This window comes from Glycomyces sp. NPDC049804, assembly GCF_040674615.1.
Lineage (GTDB): Bacteria > Actinomycetota > Actinomycetes > Mycobacteriales > Micromonosporaceae > Glycomyces > Glycomyces niveus.
The window spans coordinates 432,047-454,439 of record NZ_JBFAMQ010000001.1 but is presented as its reverse complement, the minus strand read 5'-3'; the positions used below and the strand labels follow the sequence as shown (position 1 = coordinate 454,439).

At 68.4% G+C, this 22,393-nt stretch carries 22 protein-coding genes and 1 pseudogene; 2 read left to right on the top strand and 21 right to left on the bottom strand.

Annotated features, from left to right (window positions below; translation table 11 throughout):
* Positions 1 to 159: 159 nt before the first annotated feature.
* Positions 160 to 1,062 carry an NADP-dependent oxidoreductase gene (locus AB0K52_RS02095; RefSeq protein ID WP_363524836.1) on the top strand — a complete coding sequence of 301 codons (903 nt, stop codon included), beginning with the start codon at positions 160 to 162 and terminating at the stop codon, positions 1,060 to 1,062.
* 31 nt (positions 1,063 to 1,093) lie between these two features.
* Here the strand turns inward: AB0K52_RS02095 and AB0K52_RS02090 are convergent, their stop codons facing one another.
* The 8 genes from AB0K52_RS02090 to AB0K52_RS02055 form a co-directional block, all read right to left on the bottom strand.
* Positions 1,094 to 1,900: a methyltransferase domain-containing protein gene (locus AB0K52_RS02090; RefSeq protein WP_363524833.1), complete on the bottom strand. Its 807-nt coding sequence runs from the start codon at positions 1,898 to 1,900 to the stop codon at positions 1,094 to 1,096.
* A 34-nt stretch (positions 1,901 to 1,934) separates the two neighbouring features.
* A complete protein-coding gene (locus AB0K52_RS02085; RefSeq protein ID WP_363524830.1) occupies positions 1,935 to 2,942 on the bottom strand; it encodes a HEAT repeat domain-containing protein in 1,008 nt (335 codons plus the stop codon).
* A gap of 4 nt (positions 2,943 to 2,946) precedes the next feature.
* The gene (locus AB0K52_RS02080) at positions 2,947 to 3,612 is read right to left on the bottom strand and encodes a HEAT repeat domain-containing protein (RefSeq protein ID WP_363524827.1); all 666 of its coding nucleotides are present in this window, start codon (positions 3,610 to 3,612) and stop codon (positions 2,947 to 2,949) included.
* A gap of 54 nt (positions 3,613 to 3,666) precedes the next feature.
* Complete coding sequence (locus tag AB0K52_RS02075; RefSeq protein ID WP_363524824.1) at positions 3,667 to 4,104, bottom strand: type II toxin-antitoxin system VapC family toxin; 438 nt, start codon at positions 4,102 to 4,104, stop codon at positions 3,667 to 3,669.
* The gene (locus tag AB0K52_RS02070; RefSeq protein ID WP_363524821.1) at positions 4,101 to 4,421 is read right to left on the bottom strand and encodes a toxin-antitoxin system HicB family antitoxin; all 321 of its coding nucleotides are present in this window, start codon (positions 4,419 to 4,421) and stop codon (positions 4,101 to 4,103) included. The genes AB0K52_RS02075 and AB0K52_RS02070 overlap by 4 nt, the downstream gene beginning before the upstream one ends.
* Positions 4,422 to 4,456: 35 nt before the next feature.
* A complete protein-coding gene (gene miaB, locus AB0K52_RS02065; RefSeq protein WP_363524818.1) occupies positions 4,457 to 5,962 on the bottom strand; it encodes a tRNA (N6-isopentenyl adenosine(37)-C2)-methylthiotransferase MiaB in 1,506 nt (501 codons plus the stop codon).
* Between the two features lie 67 nt (positions 5,963 to 6,029).
* Positions 6,030 to 6,404, bottom strand: coding sequence for a cupin domain-containing protein (locus AB0K52_RS02060; protein ID WP_363524815.1), 375 nt, complete (start codon positions 6,402 to 6,404; stop codon positions 6,030 to 6,032).
* Positions 6,405 to 6,546: 142 nt separating this feature from the next.
* Positions 6,547 to 7,593, bottom strand: coding sequence for an aldo/keto reductase (locus AB0K52_RS02055; RefSeq protein WP_363524812.1), 1,047 nt, complete (start codon positions 7,591 to 7,593; stop codon positions 6,547 to 6,549).
* A 90-nt stretch (positions 7,594 to 7,683) separates the two neighbouring features.
* On the opposite strand from AB0K52_RS02055, the gene AB0K52_RS02050 reads away from it, so the two are divergent.
* Positions 7,684 to 8,295 carry a TetR/AcrR family transcriptional regulator gene (locus AB0K52_RS02050; RefSeq protein WP_363524809.1) on the top strand — a complete coding sequence of 204 codons (612 nt, stop codon included), beginning with the start codon at positions 7,684 to 7,686 and terminating at the stop codon, positions 8,293 to 8,295.
* 312 nt (positions 8,296 to 8,607) lie between these two features.
* Here AB0K52_RS02050 and AB0K52_RS02045 read toward each other — a convergent pair.
* The 13 genes and pseudogenes from AB0K52_RS02045 to AB0K52_RS01985 form a co-directional block, all read right to left on the bottom strand.
* Positions 8,608 to 8,829, bottom strand: a pseudogene (locus AB0K52_RS02045) (transposase); the annotation flags it as partial.
* 192 nt (positions 8,830 to 9,021) lie between these two features.
* On the bottom strand, positions 9,022 to 10,266 hold the full coding sequence (locus AB0K52_RS02040; protein ID WP_363524806.1) for a hypothetical protein: 1,245 nt from the start codon (positions 10,264 to 10,266) through the stop codon (positions 9,022 to 9,024).
* Positions 10,256 to 11,017: a hypothetical protein gene (locus AB0K52_RS02035; RefSeq protein WP_363524803.1), complete on the bottom strand. Its 762-nt coding sequence runs from the start codon at positions 11,015 to 11,017 to the stop codon at positions 10,256 to 10,258. Before AB0K52_RS02035 ends, AB0K52_RS02040 begins: the two co-directional genes overlap by 11 nt.
* 4 nt (positions 11,018 to 11,021) lie before the next feature.
* Entirely contained in the window at positions 11,022 to 11,513 is a 492-nt protein-coding gene (locus tag AB0K52_RS02030) for a hypothetical protein (protein ID WP_363524801.1), read from the bottom strand.
* Between the two features lie 2 nt (positions 11,514 to 11,515).
* Entirely contained in the window at positions 11,516 to 11,830 is a 315-nt protein-coding gene (locus AB0K52_RS02025; RefSeq protein ID WP_363524798.1) for a YbaB/EbfC family nucleoid-associated protein, read from the bottom strand.
* Positions 11,827 to 12,120: a hypothetical protein gene (locus tag AB0K52_RS02020; RefSeq protein WP_363524796.1), complete on the bottom strand. Its 294-nt coding sequence runs from the start codon at positions 12,118 to 12,120 to the stop codon at positions 11,827 to 11,829. Before AB0K52_RS02020 ends, AB0K52_RS02025 begins: the two co-directional genes overlap by 4 nt.
* Before the next feature lie 158 nt (positions 12,121 to 12,278).
* A complete protein-coding gene (locus tag AB0K52_RS02015) occupies positions 12,279 to 13,943 on the bottom strand; it encodes a hypothetical protein (RefSeq protein ID WP_363524793.1) in 1,665 nt (554 codons plus the stop codon).
* A 2-nt stretch (positions 13,944 to 13,945) separates the two neighbouring features.
* Positions 13,946 to 14,686 carry a hypothetical protein gene (locus AB0K52_RS02010; RefSeq protein WP_363524790.1) on the bottom strand — a complete coding sequence of 247 codons (741 nt, stop codon included), beginning with the start codon at positions 14,684 to 14,686 and terminating at the stop codon, positions 13,946 to 13,948.
* Positions 14,687 to 14,701: 15 nt separating this feature from the next.
* Positions 14,702 to 15,046 (bottom strand): hypothetical protein, encoded by a 345-nt coding sequence (locus AB0K52_RS02005; protein WP_363524787.1) that lies wholly within the window; start codon positions 15,044 to 15,046, stop codon positions 14,702 to 14,704.
* 878 nt (positions 15,047 to 15,924) lie between these two features.
* Positions 15,925 to 16,935: a ketol-acid reductoisomerase gene (gene ilvC, locus AB0K52_RS02000; protein ID WP_363524785.1), complete on the bottom strand. Its 1,011-nt coding sequence runs from the start codon at positions 16,933 to 16,935 to the stop codon at positions 15,925 to 15,927.
* 18 nt (positions 16,936 to 16,953) lie between these two features.
* A complete protein-coding gene (gene ilvN, locus AB0K52_RS01995; RefSeq protein ID WP_205324813.1) occupies positions 16,954 to 17,475 on the bottom strand; it encodes an acetolactate synthase small subunit in 522 nt (173 codons plus the stop codon).
* Positions 17,475 to 19,331, bottom strand: coding sequence for an acetolactate synthase large subunit (locus tag AB0K52_RS01990; protein WP_363524782.1), 1,857 nt, complete (start codon positions 19,329 to 19,331; stop codon positions 17,475 to 17,477). The genes ilvN and AB0K52_RS01990 overlap by 1 nt, the downstream gene beginning before the upstream one ends.
* 226 nt (positions 19,332 to 19,557) lie before the next feature.
* The gene (locus AB0K52_RS01985; protein ID WP_363524779.1) at positions 19,558 to 22,320 is read right to left on the bottom strand and encodes an EAL domain-containing protein; all 2,763 of its coding nucleotides are present in this window, start codon (positions 22,318 to 22,320) and stop codon (positions 19,558 to 19,560) included.
* Positions 22,321 to 22,393: the final 73 nt, after the last annotated feature.

Sequence of the window (22,393 nt, the reverse complement as noted above, 5' to 3'; positions counted from 1 at the left end):
GCCCCGCGGTTATTCCGCGGATCGCGAAGAGCGTGAGTGATCACGAACGGCGGCGCACCGGAATGCCCGGGGCCCGGCGAGGGGTTGGCACACGAGTAGTCAACCTCCCGCACGGGGCCCCGGGTTCTCCTGGGCCGCATACCGAAAGGCAAGTACGCCATGTTCGCCCTCACCTTCTCCGAATACGGACCCTCCGACGTGCTCGCCGTGACCGACGTGCCGGAGCCGCACGCCGGGCCGGGCCAGATCCGCATCAAGGTCCGCACCGCGGCGGTCAACCCGATCGACTGGAAGATCCGCGCCGGTTATCTCCAGGAGCTCTTCCCGGTCGACTTCCCCGGCATTCCCGGGTGGGACTCCGCGGGCGTCGTGGACGAGGTCGGCGAAGGCGTCACCGGCGTCGCGGTCGGCGACGAGGTCATCGGGTACGGCCCGACCGCGCAGGCCGAGTACGTGGTCGTGGAGCACTTCACCGCGAAGCCCGCGGCGATGAGCTGGGAGCTCGCGGCCGGCATCCCCACCGCCGCCGAGACCGCGGTGCGCTCGCTCGAACTGCTCGGGCTCGAGGCGGGCCGGACCCTGCTGATCGAAGGCGCGGCCGGGGCGGTGGGCAGCGCCGCGGCGCAGTTCGCGGTCGCCAAGGGCCTCAATGTGATCGGCACCGCGAGCGAGGGCAACCACGCGTATCTGCGTTCGATCGGTGTGCAGCCCACGGTATACGGCGAGGGCCTGGCCGAGCGGGTGGCCGCGCTGGCCCCTGCCGGAGTGGACGGCGCGATCGACGCGGTGGGCGCCGGCTCGCTCCCCGAGCTGGCGGCGATCACGGGCGCGCCGAAGCAGGTCGTGACGATCGCGGACTTCTCCGAGTCGGTTCCGGACGCCCAGGTGACGACCCGCTCCAGCGCGTTCCACGCGCTCGCCGAGGCGGTCGCGCTCTTCGAGGCCGGCAAGTTCGATCTGCGCATCGACTCGGTCCGCGAGCTCGCCGACGCGGCGAAGGCCCAGGACGCGAGCCAGTCCGGGCACGCGGCAGGGAAGATCATCCTGAACATCGCGCGCTAGGCCCAGGGGCCGGGGCGGAGGCGCCCCGGCCTCATCCGCGGGCGGTGACGAGGAAGTAGTCGACCCAGCCGTTCTCGTAGCAGCCCAGCCAGTTGCGGCCCCAGGAGTCGCGGTGCTCGGTCTGGGCGACCCATCGGTCGAACTGGCGCCACACGTGCTCGCCGATCGGGGTCACCGCGACCTCTTGGAATCCGGCGGCGGCGAGGTCGGCGGCGAACTCCCCCACCGGCCGCACGACGTCGACGCCGGAGGCGACGGTCTCGAGCAGGCCGGGGAGTCGCGAGGTGTCCGCGCCGTCGGGCGCGAAGAACGTCGCGGTGGCGAAGCGGCCGCCGGGGGCTAGGACCCGGTGGGCCTCGCGGGCCATCGCGGCGAGGTCGTCCACGTGCTGGAGCATCTCGACGGCGTAGACGCCGTCGAATTCGCCGTCGCCCCAAGGGATCGCGGTGACGGAGCCCTCGTGGTACGAGAGCCGGTCGGGCAGTTCGCCCAGGGCGGCGGCGTTGGTCTCGGCGGCCCGGGCGAGCTGCGCGGGCGAGCGGTCGAGCCCGGCGACCCGCGCGTCGAACTCGCGGGCGATCAGTGCGGCCCCGACGCCGATCCCGGAGCCGAGCTCCAGGAAGCGCTGCCCCGCTTGGGGTTCGAGGCGCGAGACGACTTGGCGGTACAACTCGGCCTGGCTCGCGGTGCGCTCGGCGAGGGTGATCTCCCGGCCGGGTTCGACCTCGCCCCAGTAGCCGTAGTTGATGAACGATCCCGAGAAGATCGTGAAGGAGCCGAGATCGAGCTCCCCGTACATGAAGTCGCGCTGCGCCTGGACGTCGGTTACGGGTTCCATACCGCTCGATTCTGGCATGAATCGCGCGCCCGGGTCAGTCGCCGTGCGGGGCCTGGGCTTCGATGACGCCGGCGAGGGCGGCGGCGGTGCGGGCGACCGTGGCGTCCGGGTCGTGGACGCGGGCGCGGAGCGATTCGAGGGCGATGGCGCGCGGCATCTCGGCGAGGGCTTGGACGAGTCGCAGCCGCGCGGCGGGGTCGGCGGCGGCGAGGGCGCCGTCAAGGAGTCGTTCGATCGCGGCCGCGTGCTGCGGCTCGTCTGCCAACGCCCCCAGCACTTCGGCGGCTTCGACGTCGTTCCCGCCCGCGACGATCATGGCGACCAGGGCCGGCGCGGCCCCGGCTTCGCCACGCGCGCCGAGTGCGAGCGCGGCGCGCCCGCGCACCTGCGGGTCCGGATCGGCCAGCGCGGAAGCGAGCAGTTCAGTGGCCGCGTCGGCGGGGATCTCGGCGAGCACCTGGACCGCTCGCCGCCTCACTTCGGGGTCCTCGGACGCCAGGCCCGGGGAGAGGCTGGCCACCGCGTCGGCGTCGGCGCGGGCCAGCGCCCAGCGGAGGGCGCCGGCCACGTGCGGGTCGGCTTCGGTGAGGAGCGCTTTGGCGAGGACCGGTGCGGGCGCGTCCGCCTCGGGGTTGAGGATCGCCTGCTGTCGTCTTGCGGCGCTGGGGGAAGCGAGGCCGCGCAGGAGTTCGACGATGCGCAGGACCGCCTCCCAGCCGGCGGGTTCGGACGCGTCGACCGCGCGGAGTCGATCGAGGAGCTCCTGCTCGCGGGCCAGGCGCCGTTCGGTCGCGCGGATGAGGTCGCCGATGAGCTCGGACGGGGCGAACTCCGGGTCGGCGAGGACCTGGCCGATCTGGCGCAGCGAGAGGCCCAGGGTCCGCAGGGACTCGACGTGGAAGATCCGCTGGATGTCCGCCTCGGCGTACTCGCGGTACCCGCCGACGGTGCGACCGGTGGGCCGCACGAGCCCCAGGGACTCGTAGTGCCGGAGCATCCGGGCGCTCACCCCGGAGCGGCGTGCGACCTCACCGATCAGCATCTGCTCAGCCTTCCCGTTCGACGCCGAGCGCGTGGATCCGCTTGGCTTCCTTCACGTCGGGTTCGAACGCGGCCTCGGGGTCGCGCAGGAGCCGTTCGGTGGCGGACGCATGGGCGGCGACGACCGGGTCGTCACTGTCCATGGCGCGCCGCAGGACCGGTTCGATGGTCTCGCCGAGGGCGGCGAGCGCCCGGCTGAGGCTGCGCTGCACGTCGCGGCCGCCGCGGCCGAGCTGGGCGGCCAGCGTCTCGGCGAGGTCCCGTTCCCGGCCTTCGGGGACGACCGAGACGGCGGCGCGCCACGCGGCCCGGGCGACCTCGTCGTCCTGGTCGCGCAGGAGTCCCGGGGTGATCGCGGGCCAGGCGCGCTCGTCCCCGATCTTGGACAGGGTGTGCAGCGCTTGGCTGCGCGCCTGGGGGATCGGCGACGCGGTTTCGGCGAGCAGGCGCGGGACGGTGAGGTCCGGCGGGAGCCGGGTCAGGGCCCAGGTGAGCATGTCGCGCACGTAGAAGTCGGGTTCGACGGCGCAGCGGGCCGTGAGGGCCTCGAGCAGGCCCGGGTCGGGATCGGTGCCGATCGCGAGCGCGGCCTTGAGGCGCGTCGACGGGGCGCTGGCGGCCAGTGCCGCGGTGAGCTGGGTGTTCGTGGTTTCCGTGTCGATGGGGACCACCTCCTGGACACCAGTGAACGCCTTGACACCGTGTCAATGTCAAGCCTCGGTGATCTAGACGAGGGTGAACCCGCGGAGTTCGGCCACGGCGGCCTGCTCCTTGTCCCGGGAGGCGAACGCGTAGGGTTCGCCCGCCGCGAGGTCGGGGAGCAGGAGGGCGGCGGTGGCGATGTGCCAGGCGTCCATGGCGCGGATGCCGTGGGTGGCGACGATCTCGAAGGCCTCGCGTTCGACCTCCTCCTGGGGCGCGGTGATGACGGTGATCGGGCCGTCGGGGCCCGTGTCAGCGCGCCAGATGTCGAGGAGCTGGTCTTTGTCCCGCCGTTTGGCGCGGGCGGTGCGCACGAGCGCTCCCGCGACCTCGATGCGGGTCCAGGAGCCCGTGACCACGACGATGTCGGGGTCGCGCAGGAGCTTCAGCGCCTCGCGGTGGCCGCGCTCGTCGGGCAGGTACGAGCGGGCCAGCACCGACGAGTCGGCGTAGACGATCACAGGAGGCGGTCCCGGTCCTCGTCGAGGATCGAGTCGAGGGTCGGGCCGACGCCCCGCATGGCGTCGAGGACGCGGGCGCGCAGCGCTTCGACCTCGCCTGAGGGGGTCGCTTCCTTCGCGATCTTCAGGTGCGGGGCCAGCATGCCGAGGGCGGCGGCCTTCGCCCGGACCTTCTCGGTCTCGGTGCGGCCGTCGGTCTCGCCGATGACGGAGAGGATCTCGTTCGCGATCGCGTTGACCGACCGGTGCTCACGCTTCGCCCGTTCGGTGAGGCGAGCGTGGAGATCGTCGTCAACACGCAAGAGCAGCTGTTTCATGACTCGATGATAGCACTCTCATGGAGGTGATATCACTAGCAGGCGCAGCCGGGTCCTTCCTGCTTCGGGAGCGGCTTCCGGCCGATGCCCGGCATGCCGAGGCTGACGCCGGGGAGCTTGGTGGCCTTGCCGGCGGCCCAGGCGTCGCCCGCCCTGGTGGCGCGGTGGGTCAGGACCTCGCCGTCGGCGACCAGGTGGTGCGGCGCGCCGTAGGTGACGACCGTGGTGACGACGTCGCCGGGGCGCACGCCTTCGGCGTTGCCGGTCGGGTCGGTCTCGCTGGGCGTGACCGCGAAGTGGACGAGGCGGCCGTCGCGGGCGCGGCCCGAGAGGCGGCCGGTGGCGGCGTCCTTGCGGCCGTCCCCGACGGTGACGAGGACTTCGACCTCGGTGCCCTCGAGCTTGCGGTTCTCCTCCCAGGAGACGCGCTCCTGCAGGGCCACCAGGCGCTCGTAGCGCTCCTGCACCACGGCCTTGGGGATCTGGTCCTCCATCGTCGCGGCCGGGGTGCCGGGGCGGATCGAGTACTGGAAGGTGAAGGCGCTGGAGAAGCGGGCCTTCTCGACCACGTCGAGGGTGGCCTGGAAGTCCTCCTCGGTCTCGCCGGGGAAGCCGACGATGATGTCGGTGGTGATGGCCGCGTCCGGCATGGCCTCGCGGACGTCGGCGATGATCTGCAGGTACTTCTCGGAGCGGTAGGAGCGGCGCATCTCCTTGAGGACCCGGTCCGAGCCGGACTGCAGCGGCATGTGGAGCGAGTGGCAGACGTTCGGAGTCTCGGCCATCGCCGCGATCACGTCGTCGGTGAAGTTCTTCGGGTGCGGGCTGGTGAAGCGCACGCGCTCCAGGCCCTCGATCTCGCCGCACGCGCGCAGGAGCTTGCCGAACGCGAGCTTGTCGCCGAACTCGACCCCGTAGGTGTTGACGTTCTGGCCCAGGAGGGTGACCTCCGAGACGCCCTCGTCGACCAGGGCCTGGACCTCGGCCAGGATCTCGCCGGGGCGGCGGTCCTTCTCCTTGCCGCGCAGGCTCGGCACGATGCAGAACGTGCAGGTGTTGTTGCAGCCCACAGAGATCGAGACCCAGCCGGAGTAGGTGGAATCGCGCTTGGTGGGGAGGGCGGAGGGGAACGTCTCGAGGGACTCGAGGATCTCGACCTCGGCCTCCTGGTTGTGGCGGGCCCGCTCCAGGAGCACCGGCAGCGAGCCGATGTTGTGCGTGCCGAAGACGGCGTCGACCCAGGGGGCGCGCTTGACGATCTCGCCGCGGTCCTTCTGGGCGAGGCAGCCGCCGACGGCGATCTGCATGTCGGGGTTCTCGCGCTTGGCGGGGGCGAGGTGGCTGAGGTTGCCGTACAGCTTGTTGTCGGCGTTCTCGCGCACCGCGCACGTGTTGAACACGACCAGGTCGGGCGCGGCGTCCGCTGCGGCCGGCACGTACCCGGCCTCTTCGAGCAGACCCCCGATGCGCTCGGAGTCGTGCACGTTCATCTGACAGCCGTACGTCTTCACCTGGTACGTCTTCACCGCTTGGTCAACCACCCACCTAGCTTAACGAGCGCCCGCGAGCGCCCCCATCGAGCGACCGGTGCTCACTGCCACAGCGGCGTCAGCCCGCGGCCTTCATGTTCTTCATGACCACGTCGATCGTCTGCTGCAGCTCCTCCGTGGGGCTGAACTCGACGAGCTCGGTGTCCTTGTAGATGACCGGCGTGTGCCCGGGGCCCACGTGGTAGGCGTCCCCGGTCGTGAAGGTCTCGTCGCCGTCGGCGGTCTTGTAGGTGACCTTGCCTTTGAACACGTAGCCCCAGTGCGGGCACTGGCAGCGGTCGTCGGGCAGACCCTTGAAGAACTCGGTGAGGTCCGCGTCGGCGGTGTACGCCTCGAAACCGATGGTGTAACCGGTGTCGAGTTCGGTGTAGTGGCCTTCGAAGCCCTGGTCGGAAATGGTCTCCGCGGCTTCGGCCTTCGATGTCTTCGGCATGGTCGCCCCTCCTCCGGATGCGGTCTGAGCGCGCGAAGCGACGCGCTGCGCGCTGGCGGATTCCCGGGAGGTACGCCTCCATCATCGGCCCGCGGGGAGGGGCCGGGCGTCGATCGGTGAAAACGCCCGGCCCCGTTCGCGGTCACTCGGCAGGAGGGATGAGCGGCGGGTTGAGGCGGGCGAAGCCCGCTTGGACCTCGTACGGGTAGTAGGGGTAGGGCGCGGTGCGGGCGCTGGCCTTGTCGAGGCGGGCGACCTGGTCGGCGGTGAGCTCCCAGCCGATCGCGCCGAGGTTGTCCTGGAGCTGGCGCTCGTCGCGGGCGCCGATGATGACCGAGGCGACGGTGGGGCGGCACAGGAGCCAGTTGAGGGCGATCTGCGGAACGGTCTTCCCGGTCTCCTCGCTGAGCTGGTCGAGGACGTCGACCACGTCGTAGAGGAGTTCGTCGTCGACGGGCGGGCCCCACTGGGCGGTCTCGTGGAGGCGGCTGCCCTCCGGGAGGGGCCTTCCGCGCCGGATCTTGCCGGTGAGGCGGCCCCAGCCGAGAGGGCTCCAGACGACCGCGCCCACACCCTGGTCATGGCCGAGGGGCATGAGCTCCCACTCGTAGTCGCGGCCGACGAGCGAGTAGTACACCTGATGGGCCGCGTAGCGGGTCCAGCCGTGCGCGTCGGCGGCGGCGAGAGACTTCATGAGCTGCCAGCCCGCGAAGTTCGAGACGCCGATGTAGCGGAGCTTGCCGGCCTTCACGAGGCCGTCGAGGGCGGCGACGGTCTCCTCCACGGGCGTGCCCGCGTCGAAGGCGTGGAGCTGGAACAGGTCGATGTAGTCGGTGCCGAGGCGCTCGAGGGCGTGGTCGACGGCGGTGACGAGGCGGGCGCGGCCGGTGCCGGCGTCCTGCGGGCCCTCCCCTGTCGGCAGCCCGGCCTTCGTGGAGATGAGGGCCTTGTCCCTGCGGCCCTTGAGGGCCTGGCCGAGGACGCGTTCGGATTCGCCGTCGGAGTAGACGTCGGCGGAGTCGAACATGGTGACCCCGGCGTCGAGGGCCATGTCGACCATGCGGCGGGCCTGGGCGGCGTCCGCGTCGCCCCAGGCGCTGAAGAGCGGGCCGCGCCCGCCGAAGGTGCCCGCGCCGAAGCTGAGGGCGGGGACGTGGAGGCCTGAGGCGCCGAGCCTGCGGTATTCCATGACGGTTCCCTTCTAAAGGTTCTGGAGTTCCGTTAAGAACTTCGACTAAGCTAGCCCGTGAACCGCCTTTAACGCAACTGGAGTCCCGTTATGAGTGACGAGCGTCCCGAACCCGGCACTGTGAGGCCCGGCGGCCGCACCGCGAAGACCCGAGAGGCCGTCCTCCGCGCCGCCGGCGACGCCCTCGCCGAAGACGGCTTCGACCGCCTCGACCTCGCCGAGATCGCCCGCCGCGCCGGCGTCGGCAAGACCACCGTCTACCGCCGCTGGGGCACCGTGCCCGGACTCGTCGCCGACCTCCTCACCGAGATGGCCGCCGAATCCCTGCCCCGCACCGAGACCGGCTCCCTCCTGGGCGACCTCACCGCCCAGGCCCGCCTCGTCCAGTCCACATTGAGCGATCCCCGCCAGGGCCCGCTCTTCAAGGCCCTCATCACCGCCGCCGCCTGCGATGCCCAGACCGCCGAGGCCCTCCACCGCTTCTACCGCACCCGCACCGAGGAGTGGGCGCCCTGCGTCACCGCCGCCGTCGAACGCGGCGAGGTCCCCGAGGGCACCGACCCCCACGAGGTCATCCGCGCGGTCTCCGCGCCGCTCTACTACCGCCTCCTGGTCGACGGCTCCCCCGTCGACCGACCCACCGCCGACCGAGCCGCACAAGCAGCTGTGACCGCGGCAAAGGCGGGAACCTTCATCGCCTGACGCAGGCCCGCCACGCGAAACTCGACCAGGCGCGAGGACGCCAGTCGATAGCCGTTGGCCGCCTTCCGCTTCGATGAGGTCGAACTTTGAGCGGGCAGCGACAAAGTGGTTCCTTATCCCGTAGGCGGCCGGACTTCGTCAGCCCGGCCCGTATCTATTGAGGTTCAATCGGGCGGCGACAAAGAGCCAGCACCAGATCGAGGCGCTGTTCCGGCTGCCAGCTCCGGTTCGGATGCGGTTCAGGCGGGCGGCGACAACGAGGTCTGAGGGAGGCGCGGGTGTGCAGTGCGGCCGCCAGGCAGCGCCTCGCAACCGGTCGCGCGGGTTGTCGAGTTCGACCAGGCCGACACCGGTCTGCACGGTCTTCTTCGGGGTGCCGTTGCGGTGGTTGCTGCGTCCGGTCGCGGCGGAGGCGGCGCCGTCGCTCTTGGCGAAGCCGAGGTGCTCGGTCATCTCCGCTTCAAGCGCGGCCTGGATGACGTTCTTCGTTTTCTGGGCGGGCAGCCCGTCCGGGCCGGTCAGGTCCAGGCCCCTCGGCCCGGGCCTACTCGACCAGTTCCTCGGCGATCCGCACGTCCAAGCCGCCACGCGAGGCAATGAGGTCGGTCTGAATTCCGTTGTCGTTCAAGATGATCCTTTCCCAGCCGAAGCAAGAGACTACTTCAGCATCTCTGGATTACCCTGCCCCCAACGTTTCCTACACTCCCCGTCAGCTGCGCGTCACCGCTATCGATTCGATTCGGCGATGAGTCGTTCTGACTCGGACCAGATCTGCACGGCTACGTCCTCGGCTATGAACTCGGACCCGAAGTGTGTCTGGCCGGCGCAAACGATGCGCACGACGTGCATGCTGTCGACCAGGAAGCTGAACTCGAAGCTGCCGCCGTCGAGCTCGGTCGCGTAGACCTGAGGTGACGAGGGGGCTGCTTCAACCGGCGCTTCGAAGATCTCTGAGGCCTCCGACCGCTCAGCGGCGAGCCCGGGCTCTCCCCATACCCACGGTTCAAGGTGCACCGAGACTGCGACGTCGAACCGCTCTTGCGATGCGGCAGGCGTTGTGCCATACGTGTACAGGATCTTCCAGGCGCGATAGCAATCGGAATCCGTGTCGAAGCGGTCTGACCAACTGGCGCCAGGAGCGTACTCGGCGATCTCGGTGTCGTCGAGAAAATCGGCTTCACGTTCGCGGAAGACCGCGTCCACAGCTTCCGTCACAACACACCAGTCAACGGCGCCGGTCTCGTCCTGCCGATGAGCGTCAGGATCGCCGAGCGCTTCTTCGAGCTGGCCAGGCACAGTACCGTCCGGGTCCAGCTGCTCCGCGTAGACCATGGCCGCGCGGTCCTCCAGGTACTCCAGCATGTCCAGTCGCACAGCGGGAGAGATCCAACCCTCCTGCTCTTGCGGCGGCGACTGCACAATGACGCTGATGCGGACCTCATCCCCGGATCTGACCAGACCCACCTCGGAGAAGGAGCGTTCCTCGTCGGTACTGAAATCCGGGTTCCGCCACACGCAGTAGGAGCCGAAGTCGGAGCTGTACTTCGTGGTCGCCCTGGTTGAGGGGAGCAGCAGTTCGCATTCACGCGCGTTCTCGTCGAGATCGCGCTTCTCAGCGTAGCCGCCGTCGTAGTCCGACCGCTCCACCGCGATTCGGATGGTCCACTCACCGGTCCCATTGCCGCCGTCTGCGAGCAATGATGCCCCGTGACATGCATCTTCGGCATCGGATTCCCCCGCCTTAAACTCGCCCGGCATCTCGGCGAGGATCACATCGATCCCGGCTCTGCAGTTGAACTCTCCTACACCGCCTAGCAGCCACGGATCATCGAACCGCGGCCCGATCATCAAGTCCCGTGCTACTGCACCGGCCGAGATGAGTAGGGCTAGCACGATCGGCACGCAAATCGCCAGCATCAGGCGCCGCTTCTCCAGCCCCGAGCTGGGTCGGCCCTCGCGGTCAGCCTTCACCGGTAACCTCTTCGGCGCTCCGCTCGCCCTCCCCGTCAAGCGGGTAGCTGTCGGTCGCACCGTAGGTGTGGTCATCCCAGTCGATCTCGTCGTCGGAGTCTGGCCCTCGTGAATCTCCTTCATAGGGAGTGCCGCCAACGGTGGGCACCCAGCTGGAGGTCATGAGGGATTCGTAGGTGCTCAGTGACGTCACTTCTGCCCCGAACTGCTCGGCAGTGGTCATCACTGCCTCGGTGAAGTCGGAGAGCAGTGCGTAAGGGTCCCAGAAATGGAAGAGCACCTTGATGTCGTTCCAGGCGGTCTTCCCGCCGAATCCCACGATGTGTTCACTGAAAGCGTTGTAGACGTCAGCTACGAGTGCTTCCAGACTGTCGATGTAATCGTCTATCGACCCGACATGGGCGGTGGCGGTGTCCTTGAGTGCCAGAAGGTAACTCCACAGTCCGGTCGAGGTTCCATCACCGCAGTAGCTGAGGAATGCCTCGGCGTCTCCGGTTGTCCAGGCGTCCTCAAGATCAGTGAAGCTCTGGTCGTTGAACAGGTACTCGAAGGCCGATCCGGCTTCGGAGAGCTGCCGAATGGTCTTGGCGCGTTCCTTCAAATTGTCGTAGTTGATGGCACCGAACCAGCCGAGAATCGTGCTGGGCACCTCGTCTTCGCTCAAGCCCATCTCATAGCCCCAGGCGTCCGCTGCGGCGATGTCTTCGATGTACTTCGCATCGCACATCGCCTCCGCAATCGGGTTTCCCATGCCGTCACCAGTCCCTATCGTGGTAGTCGATCTCGCTGTTCTGCGCCGCGATCTCAGTTGCGGCGGCGTCGTCGCTGTCGCGCCAGCTCTGCGCCACGGCGTACAGGTTTTCAGCCAGTCGCTCCAGCTCTTCGGCTGCCCGTTCGAGGTCGGTCACTCGGCCCATGACTCCCATGTTCCATTCATGCGACATCGCGTGGGCGAACGGGGATATGCCGGTATCTCCTGGTGATGCTCCGAGATCCACCCCGGGCGGAGGCCCTGCTTCTGCGGAGTACTGAACCTGTCCGAGGTCGAGCGGTTCGAATGCGAAGTCGGTTCCATCGGTCACCGCAGCTCGGGTGCCGACCGGAGGCTCTGGGTAGCCTTCACCTGCCAGGCCACCGCTCTCCATCGGCTTGCCGTCGAGGTTAGAGCGGTACTCCTTGAATACTGTCGCCATGACCTCGCAGTGTTCTGCAAAGACGTCGATCTTGTCGGGCTCGACATTCGCCATGGTCAGGCTCCATTCCTACGAGATTCGGAAAGTCCCCTCATCGCCTCGTCACGTTGCGCGCGAGCATCGGCGAAAGCGGTGTTGTAGGCCTGAACGAGCTCCCGCTCCAGCACGTCCCTGATGTCCTGCCCAGCGGGATGGATCTCGAAAGACAGCAGTTCAAGGTTCGGGCCGACGGAGATGGCGACGGCGCCGCTCGGGGACTCGTAACGGGAGCCGGGGAACACCTGAGCGCGCTCCGCGCGGATCTCAGCGATCCGGGAACGGGTTCGGCTCGCCCATGCGCCGATAGCTGCCGACAGGTCGGAGGATGTCATCGGCTTCCCAGCCTCTCTTGCAGCAGCCGTACGGTGGCGCGTTGCGCTGTCTGCCGCATCTCCTCCAGCAAGGCGGTGGTCTTCTCGGAGATCTCCTCCTCATACTCGAATACCGCTTCGGGCAGGCTGAGTTGAGTAAGGCGGCCGGTCAGAGACATGGTCGCTGAGACCGTCGGCGGCGGAGTCTTTCCGTGAAATTCGCAGGTATCGAGGTACGCGGCGAGATCGTTGACCTCGTCGGCACGAGCGGTGTCAGGCTCGTCGATGTAGACAGTATGCGTGGGGGCCATCTTGTCTTCCTTGCTCAGTTGCTGCTCATAAGGTCGAGGACATGTCGGGCAGCTCAGTGGTGGGGATATCCGTGCCCGCCCGGCGTGAGTTTGCGACGGAGCCGGGCGGGCACAGGCTCATGAGGCGGGGCCAAGAACTCATGGGGTTTGCTGCGTTGCTATGCGTAGGGGTCGTTGTCCTCGTCCGGCGCGCGACCCCAGACGTCTTCGTCCTCAGTGAGCCAGGTCCCCTTGCCGCTGGTTTCCTCCTCTGAAGCGCCCGGTGCGCCACGGCCCCCGCCGGACATCATTGAGGCCCCGCCTCGGCCCGTGCCTCCGGCTTTTCCGGGTGCACCGCGACCAGTCGCACCCGTGGTTCCAGCGCCACGGCCGCCTCCGGCTCCTCCGCCGACCATGCCTCCCATGCCACCGGCACCGCCGCCCATGCGGCCGCCGAAACCGCCGAGTGCCGTGCCGCCCATGCCGCCAGCGCCAGGTGCGGAGCCGAAGCTGCCTCCAGCGCCACCGAGACCGGTGCCGCCAGTGCTGAATCCTCCGGGGCCACCGCCGAGCCCGCCCGCACCACCGGAGGCGAGACCGCCGGAGACGTCGTCAGGGTCGGTACCTGCACTGTCCCAGGGGTTCTCGTCATTGAGTCCGGTGTCCGGGGTGGTGGAGTAGCCGTTCCAGCCAGTGGTTCCGCTGGGGTTGCTGGTGCTGTTGAGGGCAGACAGCGAGGAGGGTTCGGCGGGCGAGTTCATGGATGAGGTGCCACCGGTCCCCGAGGTGTCGGGGGCACCGCCGTAGTTGCCGGAGTCGAGCCCGCCTGAGCGGTTGAGGTTCGTGTCGTTGTTGTCGAACGTCGTCTCTTCGGCCGGTGCGTAGTCGGTCTGGAGTGTGGCCGCTTCAGTGGAGGCGGTGGACTCGCGAGTGGTGATCTCGCCGTTGACTTCGGCGGCACGGGCTTGGTAGTCGGCGGTGCCGGTCGTCCCGAGGTCGCTCGCATAGCCGTCGGCGTCTTCTTGTGCGCGTTCGGTAGCCATCTGCCGAGCTTCGGATTCCTCCATCCCGGCTGCGGTGTACTCGTTGTACCAAGACTGGTATTGCTGTTCCTGGTAGTCGTTCACCTCCTCGATAATGCCGGGGTCAAACCCGGCGGTCTCGAGCGCGTGCGCGGTCTCGTCGTTGGCGTGGACTTCGCAGGAGGGAAAGAACGGCGGCCGGATGTGGATCTTGTGCGAGCAGCCGGCGGCGTCTTCGAGCCAGAACTTCGGAGCGGGGTAGACGATCGCCTGCTCCCCTTGCTGCGCGTAGATCACATTCGATTTCTCGGTGAGTACACCGATGATGCCCTCGGACTCTGACTCGCCGATGTCCTTGACGACGGTCGCGAAGTTCCGGAGGACCGTAGATACTTCGTCTTCGAACGCGTCGTAGTCCGAGCCGGTCCAGTCCTCCGCGAGCGTCTCCAGGCCCGATTTCAGCGCTGCCCGGATCTCAATGATCGGGGTGCGGATCTCCATCCATTCGTCGGCGATCGTATCGAGCGCGTGATCTTGCGGGTTCGCGGGCCGGATCGAGGCGACGAGCGCGTTGATGTCCTGGTCGTTTGGCAGTGCGACGTCATCTCGGGCCGTCGTCAGGTTGGAGGTTCCGGCTCTCCTCGGAACCGCCGACATGAGGTTGACCCAGGCCGGTTCGGCTGGGTCCTGCACATGGTTAGGGCAGTCGCCGTTTTCACAAGAGGCGTTTACCAGCAGCGTCTGGCCGCCTGGGTCCGCGACAGAGCCGGAGGTGGTCTGGCCGTACGGGGTGGCGGTGAACTCGGCTTCTTCTCCTGCCATGGCTACTGCTCGCTTTCGATCTTGGCACGGAGGTCGGTCTGTATCTGGGACATGTAGTCGTTGACCACCCAGTCGACCAGTTCGTCCTCGGTAAAGGGGTATACCGCCTCTTGATCGGAGCTCAGGCCCGGATCGTCGTCGACGTACATCGAGATGTAGAGAATCCAGTCTCCGGACCTGCCATAGGCGTCGACGTACTTGCTGTTGTCGTCGCTGGAGGTTTCGTAGAAGCTCTCGTCCCACTCACCGGCAAGTTCACCTGTCGTGTCGACAACATGAGAGGTGCCCCAGTCGGTTGACTTCGAGTCTTCGTAGCGCTGCAAACGCTCGGCGAAGTTCTCTGAGGCGATCTCCTCGCTTTCCCAAGGCACGACGCCCATCTGTACCGTCGCGGTGCCAGTCTCGGAAACGCTGAGGTCGTCGTCTCCGATCGTGGCGGTCGCGAGACTGAGGGTGCCGGAACAGGTGAGGGCTTCGCCGTCCATGCCTTCGCCCATGGCGGCGTCAATCAGGCCGTCACCGTCGATTCCTTCGGCCCCAAGGTAGTCCTGGAGGGGTTGGAGGTTGTCGAGAGCCCAGCAGCCCTTCCAGTCATCCATCACGGCGACGGTTCCCGAGCCTTCGATTGGGGCGGAGGAACTATCAGTGCCGCTGGGGTCCTCGGCGCCGGAGCATCCGGTCAGGAGTAGCGCTGCGGCACCGGTCGAGGCGGCAGCTTTGAGCAGCATGGCATTGCGGGTCATCGAGTGCTCCTCGTTTTAGGGCAGCGGCGTCGCGCCGTCGATGTTGTTGTCGACCGTGTTCATGTCGGTCGCGGCGAGTTCGTCGGACTCGTCGGAGAGGTCGCCGGAGGCATTGAGGGTGTCGATGATGCCGTTCAGGGCACCGCGAAGCGCCTGAAGGTTGTTCCAGGTTCCTTCGTGGAAGGCGGTGTAGCTTTCGCGGGCGGCATCGGCACCGTCCATGGAGCCGAAGGCGGGCATCTTGCCAAGCTTTCCGGTCGTCTCAAGCTGGGTGATGACCTCGGCTTCGAGGCGTTCGAGCTGGGCCTGGACGGTGTCGCGGTAGGCGCGCAGGGCATCGCTGTCGAGTTGTCTAGCCACTGGTGGGGTTCCTCCAAGGATGGGGGAGTTTGGGGAGCGAACCACATTGTAATCACTTGCCGTCCGTCCGTGTGCCCGCGATAACGCGCGGGGCTCAGCAGTTCGTCCGCCTCCGTGGTCCGCTCACCGACCAGCCGTCGGCAGACAGCTTGGAGTCCACCTCATGTGGAATTGTAATTAATTGCGACAGTTTCAAAGTCATTAAATGTTGGCAAATGTCGTGAGTAGTGCCCCAAAGCGAAAGGCGGCGCTCCGCGCGACTTGACCGGTACAGGTGAGCATCCAGTGAACCTGAATCTTGCGATGCCCAGAAAACATCCTGGGAGCGTTCCCAAAATTGCCTATAGATAGTGAGCGATGTTTTTCCCGAGGCTCGTGGTGAGGTTGCCGGTTGCAGTTGACCTGGTGGTCTCGGAACGAGTGGGGGCGGACAGCTCTTGCTCGGGGAGGTTCGTGTTGAGACCTGCGGAGGGTCGCGAGCGTCGATACGGGACTGCTCGTGACCTGGTCAGTTGTCGTTTCTGGCTGTTTCGACGACTGGCTATTCGATGTGCTCTACAACAACGAGAAGGAGAATCCGGTGAGCACTTTCAGTGAAAGTAACATGCTCGCTCCGTTTAGGGGCGGGCCGGGGGAGGTTGCCGTGATGCTGTGGCCGGGAGGTCAAAAAACGACCCGAGGCCCGCTGCCGCCCTATTGTCGCTGCCCGCCGAATCCAGACCAAATCAGGCAATCAGGCAATCAGGCAATCACGCAAGCGCGGATGCCGACATAGGCAAGAGGCCGGGAGCCGCATTGCGGCTCCCGGCCTCTTCGGCCTGCTCAGATCTGTTGAGACTCAGGCGGTCTCGGTGCTGATCCTCTGGATCGCTCCGAGGCTACGCCGTCTCAGTGATCTTGCGCTGAACCCAGGGCATCAGAGCGCGCATCTTGGCGCCGGTCTCTTCGATCTGGTGGTCAGCCTGCTCCTGCTGGAGCTTCTTGTAGTTCTCGCGCTTCTCGGACTCGGCGACCCATTCCTTGGCGAAGGTGCCGTCCTGGATCTCGCCCAGGATGCGCTTCATCTCGGCCTTGGTGTCGGCGTTGACGACGCGCGGGCCGCGGGTGAGCCCGCCGTACTCGGCGGTGTCGGAGACGGAGTACCACATGTTGGCGATGCCGCCCTCGTAGATCATGTCCACGATCAGCTTGAGCTCGTGCAGGCACTCGAAGTACGCGGCCTCGGGGGCGTAGCCCGCCTCGACCAGGGTCTCGAAGCCGGCCTTGATGAGCTCGGCGGCACCGCCGCACAGCACGGCCTGCTCGCCGAACAGGTCGGTCTCGGTCTCCTCCTTGAAGGTGGTCTTCAGGACGCCCGCGCGGGTGCCGCCGATCGCCTTCGCGTAGGAGAGCGCCACGGCCTGCGTGTTGCCCGACGGGTCCTGCTCCACCGCGATGAGCGCGGGGACGCCCTTGCCGTCCACGAACTGGCGGCGGACCATGTGGCCCGGGCCCTTCGGGGCGACCATGGCGACGTTCACGTCCGCCGGGGCCTGGATCAGGTCGTAGCGGATGTTGAAGCCGTGGCCGAAGAACAGGCTGTTCCCGGCGGACAGGTTCGGGGCGATCTCGTCGGCGTACAGCTTGGCCTGCACGGTGTCCGGAACGAGGATCATGATGACGTCGGCCCACGCGGCGGCTTCGGCCGGAGTGAGCACCTTCAGGCCCGCCTCCTCGGCCTTCGGACGCGACTTCGAGCCCTCCTGCAGGCCGATGACGACCTCGACGCCGGAATCGCGGAGGCTCAGCGAGTGGGCGTGGCCCTGCGAGCCGTAGCCGAGGACGGCGACCTTCTTGCCCTGGATGAGGGCCAGATCGGCGTCGTCGTCGTAGAACACTTCAGCGGACATGTACTGCTTCCTTCGTTACTAGCTGTTCGGAGAGACGTATCGCGACAGCGACGCCATCGACTTGGCGCCGCGCCCGAGCGCGACCGTCCCCGACTGGACGAGCTCCTTGATCCCGAACGGCTCGAGGACTTCCAGGAACGCCTCGATCTTGTCGGAGTTCCCGGTGACCTCGAAGGTGACCGTGTCGGGTGTGACGTCGACCGAGCGGGCTTTGAACAGCTCGGCGGCGGCGATCACCTGGCCGCGGGTGGCGGCGTCGGCGCGGACCTTCACCAGCAGCAGTTCGCGCTGCACGGAGGAGCCCGCTTCCAGTTCCACGATCTTCAGGACGTGGATCAGCTTGTTGAGCTGCTTGGTGACCTGCTCCAGCGAGCCCGCCTCGACGTCCACCACGATGGTGATGCGGCTGACGCCGGGGTGCTCGGTCTCGCCGACGGCGAGGGAGTCGATGTTGAAACCGCGCCTGGAGAACAGGGCGGCCACGCGGGCGAGCACACCCGGCTTGTTCTCGACGAGGACTGAAAGGGTGTGGGTGCTCATCAGATCTGCCCCTCGTCGTCGAAGTTCGGGCGCACGTCGCGCGCGTACAGGATCTCGTCGTTGGAGACGCCCGCCGGGACCATCGGCCACACCATGGCGTCGGGCCCGACGGTGAAGTCGACCACGACCGGGCGGTCGTTGATCGCGTTGGCCTGCTTGATGACGTCGTCGACCTCTTCGACGGTGTCGGCGCGCAGGCCGACGCAGCCGAGGGCTTCGGCGAGCTTCACGAAGTCCGGCACGCGCGGCGAGGCCTCGGAGTGGTGCGTGGACAGGTTGGTGTTGGAGTAGCGCTGCTCGTAGAACAGGGTCTGCCACTGGCGCACCATGCCCAGGTTGCCGTTGTTGATGACCGCGACCTTGATCGGGATGCCCTCGACCGCGCAGGTCGCCAGCTCCTGGTTGGTCATCTGGAAGCAGCCGTCGCCGTCGATCGCCCACACGGTGCGCTCCATGCGGCCCATCTTGGCGCCCATGGCCGCCGGGACGGCGAAGCCCATGGTGCCCAGGCCGCCCGAGTTGAGGAACGTGCCCGGCTTCTCGTACTTGACGAACTGGCTGGCCCACATCTGGTGCTGGCCGACGCCGGCGGTCCAGATCGTGTCGTCGGGGGCGAGCGCGCCCAGGCGCTCGATCACGTACTGCGGGGCGGGCAGGCCGTCGTCGAGGTCGGTGTAGCCCAGCGGGTACCGGCCGCGCAGGTCGTCGAGGGTCTCCCACCAGGTCTTCAGGCGCTCCTTGCCGCCGTCCTCATAGGCCTCGATCATCGCGGCGATGGCGGCCTTGCAGTCGCCCACGATCGGCACGTCCGCTTCGCGGTTCTTGCCGATCTCGGCCGGGTCGATGTCGACGTGGACGATCTTCGCCTCGGGGGCGAAGGTCGCGAGCTTGCCGGTGACGCGGTCGTCGAAGCGGGCGCCCAGCGCCACCAGGAGGTCGGACTTCTGCAGGGCGTGCACCGCGGGCACGGTGCCGTGCATGCCGGGCATGCCCAGGTGCTGCGGGTGCGAGTCGGGGAAGGCCCCGCGCGCCATCAGGGTCGTCACGACGGGGGCGCCGGTGAGCTCGGCGAGCGCCAGCAGCTCGGCGTGCGCGCCGGACTTGACGACGCCGCCGCCCACGTACAGCACGGGCTTCTTGGCCTCGGCGATGAGCGAGGCGGCCTCGCGGATCTGCTTGCCGTGCGGCTGCGTCGTGGGCCGGTAGCCCGGCAGGTCCATCTTGGGCGGCCACGCGAACGGCGCGCTGCCGCTGAGGATGTCCTTGGGGATGTCGACCAGGACCGGGCCGGGGCGGCCGCTGGCGGCCACGTGGAAGGCCTCGGCGAGCACGCGCGGGATCTCCTCGCCCGAGGTCACCAGGTACGAGTGCTTGGTGATCGGCATCGTGATGCCCACGATGTCGGCCTCCTGGAACGCGTCGGTGCCGATCGCGGTCGAGGCGACCTGGCCGGTGATGGCCACGATCGGGACGGAGTCCATGTGCGCGTCGGCCAGCGGGGTCACGAGGTTGGTCGCGCCGGGGCCGGAGGTGGCCATGCACACGCCGACCTTGCCGGTGGCGAGGGCGTAGCCCTGGGCCGCGTGGCCCGCGCCCTGCTCGTGGCGGACGAGGACGTGGCGCACCTGCTCGGAGTCGAGAAGCGGGTCGTAGGCCGGGAGGATCGCGCCGCCCGGGATGCCGAAGACGGCCTCGACCTCGAGCTCTTCGAGCGCGCGGACGACGGCCTGCGCGCCGGTGAGGACGGGGGCGGCGGAAGCGCCGATGGGAGGAGCCGGCTTGGGGGCCTTCGGCCTGGCGGGCTGAGCTTTGGCAGCCTGCGGCCCTGGCTTCGGTGCCTTCACTGGTGTGCTCATGTCCTTCGTCCAATAGGGAGATGTGGCTGGTTCGACATGCGGTGTCGTTCCCCGGGCAGAAAAAATCGCCCGCGTGCTAGACGCACGGGGCGAGCGCACCGTCGGAGAACGACGGTGCGCTAGATAAGTACTACGACGAGCGGCCGCGCGGCGGGCGCGGTCGCGATGCTCAGGTCGTAGTTCTGCTTCGGCACGCTCCCCAGGATGCACGATTCCGGCCCGTGAGTCAACTTTTCTCAGACTCCGGGACGTCGTTCGGCGTGTCGTCGGGGGCGTCGGCGTCCGCCGGCGCGGTCGCGGGTTCGATCACGTCGGCGGGGGCGCGCTGGGCGGTCAGCGCGGGCGGCTGCGCCCGCGGGTCGTCGGCGAGCCAGCGCGTCAGGTCGTCCGGTTCCATCGGCTTGGCGAGCAGGTAGCCCTGCACGAGCGGGGCCTTGGCGGCGATCATGGCGTTGAGCTGGGTGTCGGTCTCGACGCCTTCGGCGATGACCTCCATGCCGAGGATGCGGCCGAGGGCGACGGTGATGGCGGCGAGGGGGCCGACGCCGCCGTCGTCCTTGGCGATGAGGTCGCGGTCGATCTTGATGATGTCGACCGGGAGGCGCTCGAGCTGGCCGAGGGAGGAGTAGCCGGAGCCGAAGTCGTCCAGGGCGATCCGCACGCCCGCGCCGCGCAGGGCGCTGAGCTGGGCGACGAGGGTGTTCAGCTGGTGGGAGAAGTCGTGCTCGGTCACTTCGAGGACGAGGCGGCGGGCCGGGACGCCGGCGGCGATGAGGGCGGTGTTGACCTCGGTGGCGAACAGGTGGGTGTGGAGCTCTTTGACGGAGACGTTGACGGAGATCCAGGCTTTGATGCCGGCGGCGGACCAGGCGGCGAGCTGTTCGGCGGCGCGGTTGACGGTCCAGACGGCGAGGTCCTGGGTGAGGCCGGACTCGGTGGCGGCGGGGATGAACTCGCCGGGGCTGACGTGGCCGAGGCGGGGGTGGTGCCAGCGCATGAGGGCTTCGGCGCCGACGATGGAGCGGTCGGCGGTGGAGAAGACGGGCTGGAAGACGAGGCGGAGCTCGTCGCGGCGGATGGCGCCGCGCAGTTCTTGGGTGAGTTCGTTCTTGCGGCGGACTTTGCGGTCGAATTCGGCGTCGTAGGTGGCGTGGCGGTTCTTGCCGGCCTGTTTGGCGGCGCGGAGGGCGAGGTCGGCGTTGCGGAGCAGGATCTCGGGGTCGCCGAAGCCTTCGGCGGCGGTGGCGATGCCGACGGAGCCGGTGGTGAAGACCGTGGACTCGTCGTGGAAGTCGTAGGGCTCGCCGAGGCGGGCGACGAGGGCTTTGGCGGTGGCGACGGCTTCGGACCAGCTGGCGCGCAGGAGGATCGCGAATTCGTCGCCGCCGAGGCGGGCGCCGACGTCGGTGGGGCGCAGGAGTTCCTTGATGCGGCGGGAGACTTCGACGAGGAGTTCGTCGCCGAAGTCGTGGCCGCGGGTGTCGTTGACGTTCTTGAAGCCGTCGAGGTCGAGCAGGAGCAGCGCGGTCTGGTGCTCTTCGGCGCTGACGCCGTCTTCGAGGCTCTGGAGGAGCGCGCGGCGGTTGGCGAGGCCGGTGAGGGGGTCGGTGTAGGCCATGCGGGCGAGTTCGGTCTCGAGGCTCCTGCGGGCGCCGACGTCTTCGACGCGGGCGACGAGGCCGCGCACTTGAGGCTTGCCGCGCAGGTCGGTGACGACGGTCTCGGTGTGGCGCCAGCGGCGGGCGGAGTCGCGGACGCGGAGGTTGAGGGAGACCTGGTTGGCGTGGCTGATGCCGTCGAGGAGGGTGCGGAGGTCTTCTTCGGCGGAGCGGCGGTCGTCGATGTGGACGAGGTCGAGGAAGGACGCGCCGATGCAGCCGCCGGAGTCGGTGGCGGGCCGCCAGGCGGAGTCCTCGGGGTGCCAGGTGACGGTCAGGTCGGGGTCGAGGACGAGGACGGTGTCGGAGGCGACGCCGACGATCGCGGAGAGCTTGCGCTGGCGGGCGGCGGCTTCGCCGGTGACGCGGCGGACGTCGAAGTAGGTGAGGACGAGGCGCGCGGCGAGGGCGCCGGCGGCGGCGAGGGCGAGGAGCGCGGCGTCGAGCGGGAGGGCGCCGGCGTAGGCGCCGTTGAAGAGGACCGCGGCGGCGGCGAGCCCGGCCGCGCCGCCCATGACGGCGTAGTGGACGCCGGGGTAGTTCGGTTTGTCGATGGGGGCGGGCTTCTGGGTGCGGGCGAGGTAGGTGACGCCGAGGAGGGCGGCGCAGGTGGCGACCCAGGCGACGGACCACCACAGGATGCGCACGTCGGGGCGGTCCCACTGCCAGGTGGTGAAGGTGGCCATGCCGGTGGTGTGGACGGCGAAGACGGCGAGGTAGGCGAGGGCGTGGCGGCGTCGCCAGCGCTGGATGCGGAAGGTGGTGGTGACGCCGACGCCGAGCATCACGATGCCCATCATGGACGGGATGACGATGGCGAGGTCGCCGTCGGAGAGGTGCCCGCGGTACTGCTGGAAGAGGGGCCGGGCGAGGAGGAGCCAGCACGCGAAGAGGAAGCAGAGGCCGACGAACGCGCCGTCGACGAGGCGGCGCTGCACCGCTTGCGGGTCCCAGCCGTTGTCGGGGAGGCGCAGGAGCGCGAGGGACCAGAGGACGACCGCGGTGCTGAGGACGATGCCCGCCGCGAGGTCGCCCGCGCCGCCGGGGAGCCAGCAGGCGGCCGCGATCCCCGCGGCGATGGACTGGATGCCGGCGGCGAGGAGCTGGTAGGTGACGCGGCGGCCGGGGGCGATGCGTCCGGCGGCGCGCCACATGAGCAGGCCGGCGCAGGCGGCGCCGATGCTGCCGAGGACGGCCGCGGAGGCGGGTTCGACGCGCTGGAGGCCGGAGTCGACGGCTACGACGACGGCGGCGGTGAGGACGGAGCACCACACGGCGGCGGTCGCGAACCACGACAGCAGCTGCCGGACGCGGCGGGGGGTTGGCGCCATCCACAGACCCAATCGTAGGAAACCTCGTGCTTAACAGGATGCCGCATCCTCGTACCGATCCGTATCGGCCCCT

Excerpts from the sequence above, each read along its gene's own strand:
- AB0K52_RS02095 (WP_363524836.1), top strand. The coding sequence starts at position 160 with ATGTTCGCCCTCACCTTCTCCGAATACGGACCCTCCGACGTGCTCGCC.
- AB0K52_RS02090 (WP_363524833.1), bottom strand. The coding sequence starts at position 1,900 with ATGGAACCCGTAACCGACGTCCAGGCGCAGCGCGACTTCATGTACGGG.
- AB0K52_RS02085 (WP_363524830.1), bottom strand. The coding sequence starts at position 2,942 with ATGCTGATCGGTGAGGTCGCACGCCGCTCCGGGGTGAGCGCCCGGATG.
- AB0K52_RS02070 (WP_363524821.1), bottom strand. The coding sequence starts at position 4,421 with ATGAAACAGCTGCTCTTGCGTGTTGACGACGATCTCCACGCTCGCCTC.
- AB0K52_RS02060 (WP_363524815.1), bottom strand. The coding sequence starts at position 6,404 with ATGCCGAAGACATCGAAGGCCGAAGCCGCGGAGACCATTTCCGACCAG.
- AB0K52_RS02055 (WP_363524812.1), bottom strand. The coding sequence starts at position 7,593 with ATGGAATACCGCAGGCTCGGCGCCTCAGGCCTCCACGTCCCCGCCCTC.
- AB0K52_RS02050 (WP_363524809.1), top strand. The coding sequence starts at position 7,684 with ATGAGTGACGAGCGTCCCGAACCCGGCACTGTGAGGCCCGGCGGCCGC.
- AB0K52_RS02035 (WP_363524803.1), bottom strand. The coding sequence starts at position 11,017 with ATGGGAAACCCGATTGCGGAGGCGATGTGCGATGCGAAGTACATCGAA.
- AB0K52_RS02030 (WP_363524801.1), bottom strand. The coding sequence starts at position 11,513 with ATGGCGAATGTCGAGCCCGACAAGATCGACGTCTTTGCAGAACACTGC.
- AB0K52_RS02025 (WP_363524798.1), bottom strand. The coding sequence starts at position 11,830 with ATGACATCCTCCGACCTGTCGGCAGCTATCGGCGCATGGGCGAGCCGA.
- AB0K52_RS02020 (WP_363524796.1), bottom strand. The coding sequence starts at position 12,120 with ATGGCCCCCACGCATACTGTCTACATCGACGAGCCTGACACCGCTCGT.
- AB0K52_RS02015 (WP_363524793.1), bottom strand. The coding sequence starts at position 13,943 with ATGGCAGGAGAAGAAGCCGAGTTCACCGCCACCCCGTACGGCCAGACC.
- AB0K52_RS02010 (WP_363524790.1), bottom strand. The coding sequence starts at position 14,686 with ATGACCCGCAATGCCATGCTGCTCAAAGCTGCCGCCTCGACCGGTGCC.
- ilvC (WP_363524785.1), bottom strand. The coding sequence starts at position 16,935 with ATGTCCGCTGAAGTGTTCTACGACGACGACGCCGATCTGGCCCTCATC.
- ilvN (WP_205324813.1), bottom strand. The coding sequence starts at position 17,475 with ATGAGCACCCACACCCTTTCAGTCCTCGTCGAGAACAAGCCGGGTGTG.
- AB0K52_RS01990 (WP_363524782.1), bottom strand. The coding sequence starts at position 19,331 with ATGAGCACACCAGTGAAGGCACCGAAGCCAGGGCCGCAGGCTGCCAAA.
- AB0K52_RS01985 (WP_363524779.1), bottom strand. The coding sequence starts at position 22,320 with ATGGCGCCAACCCCCCGCCGCGTCCGGCAGCTGCTGTCGTGGTTCGCG.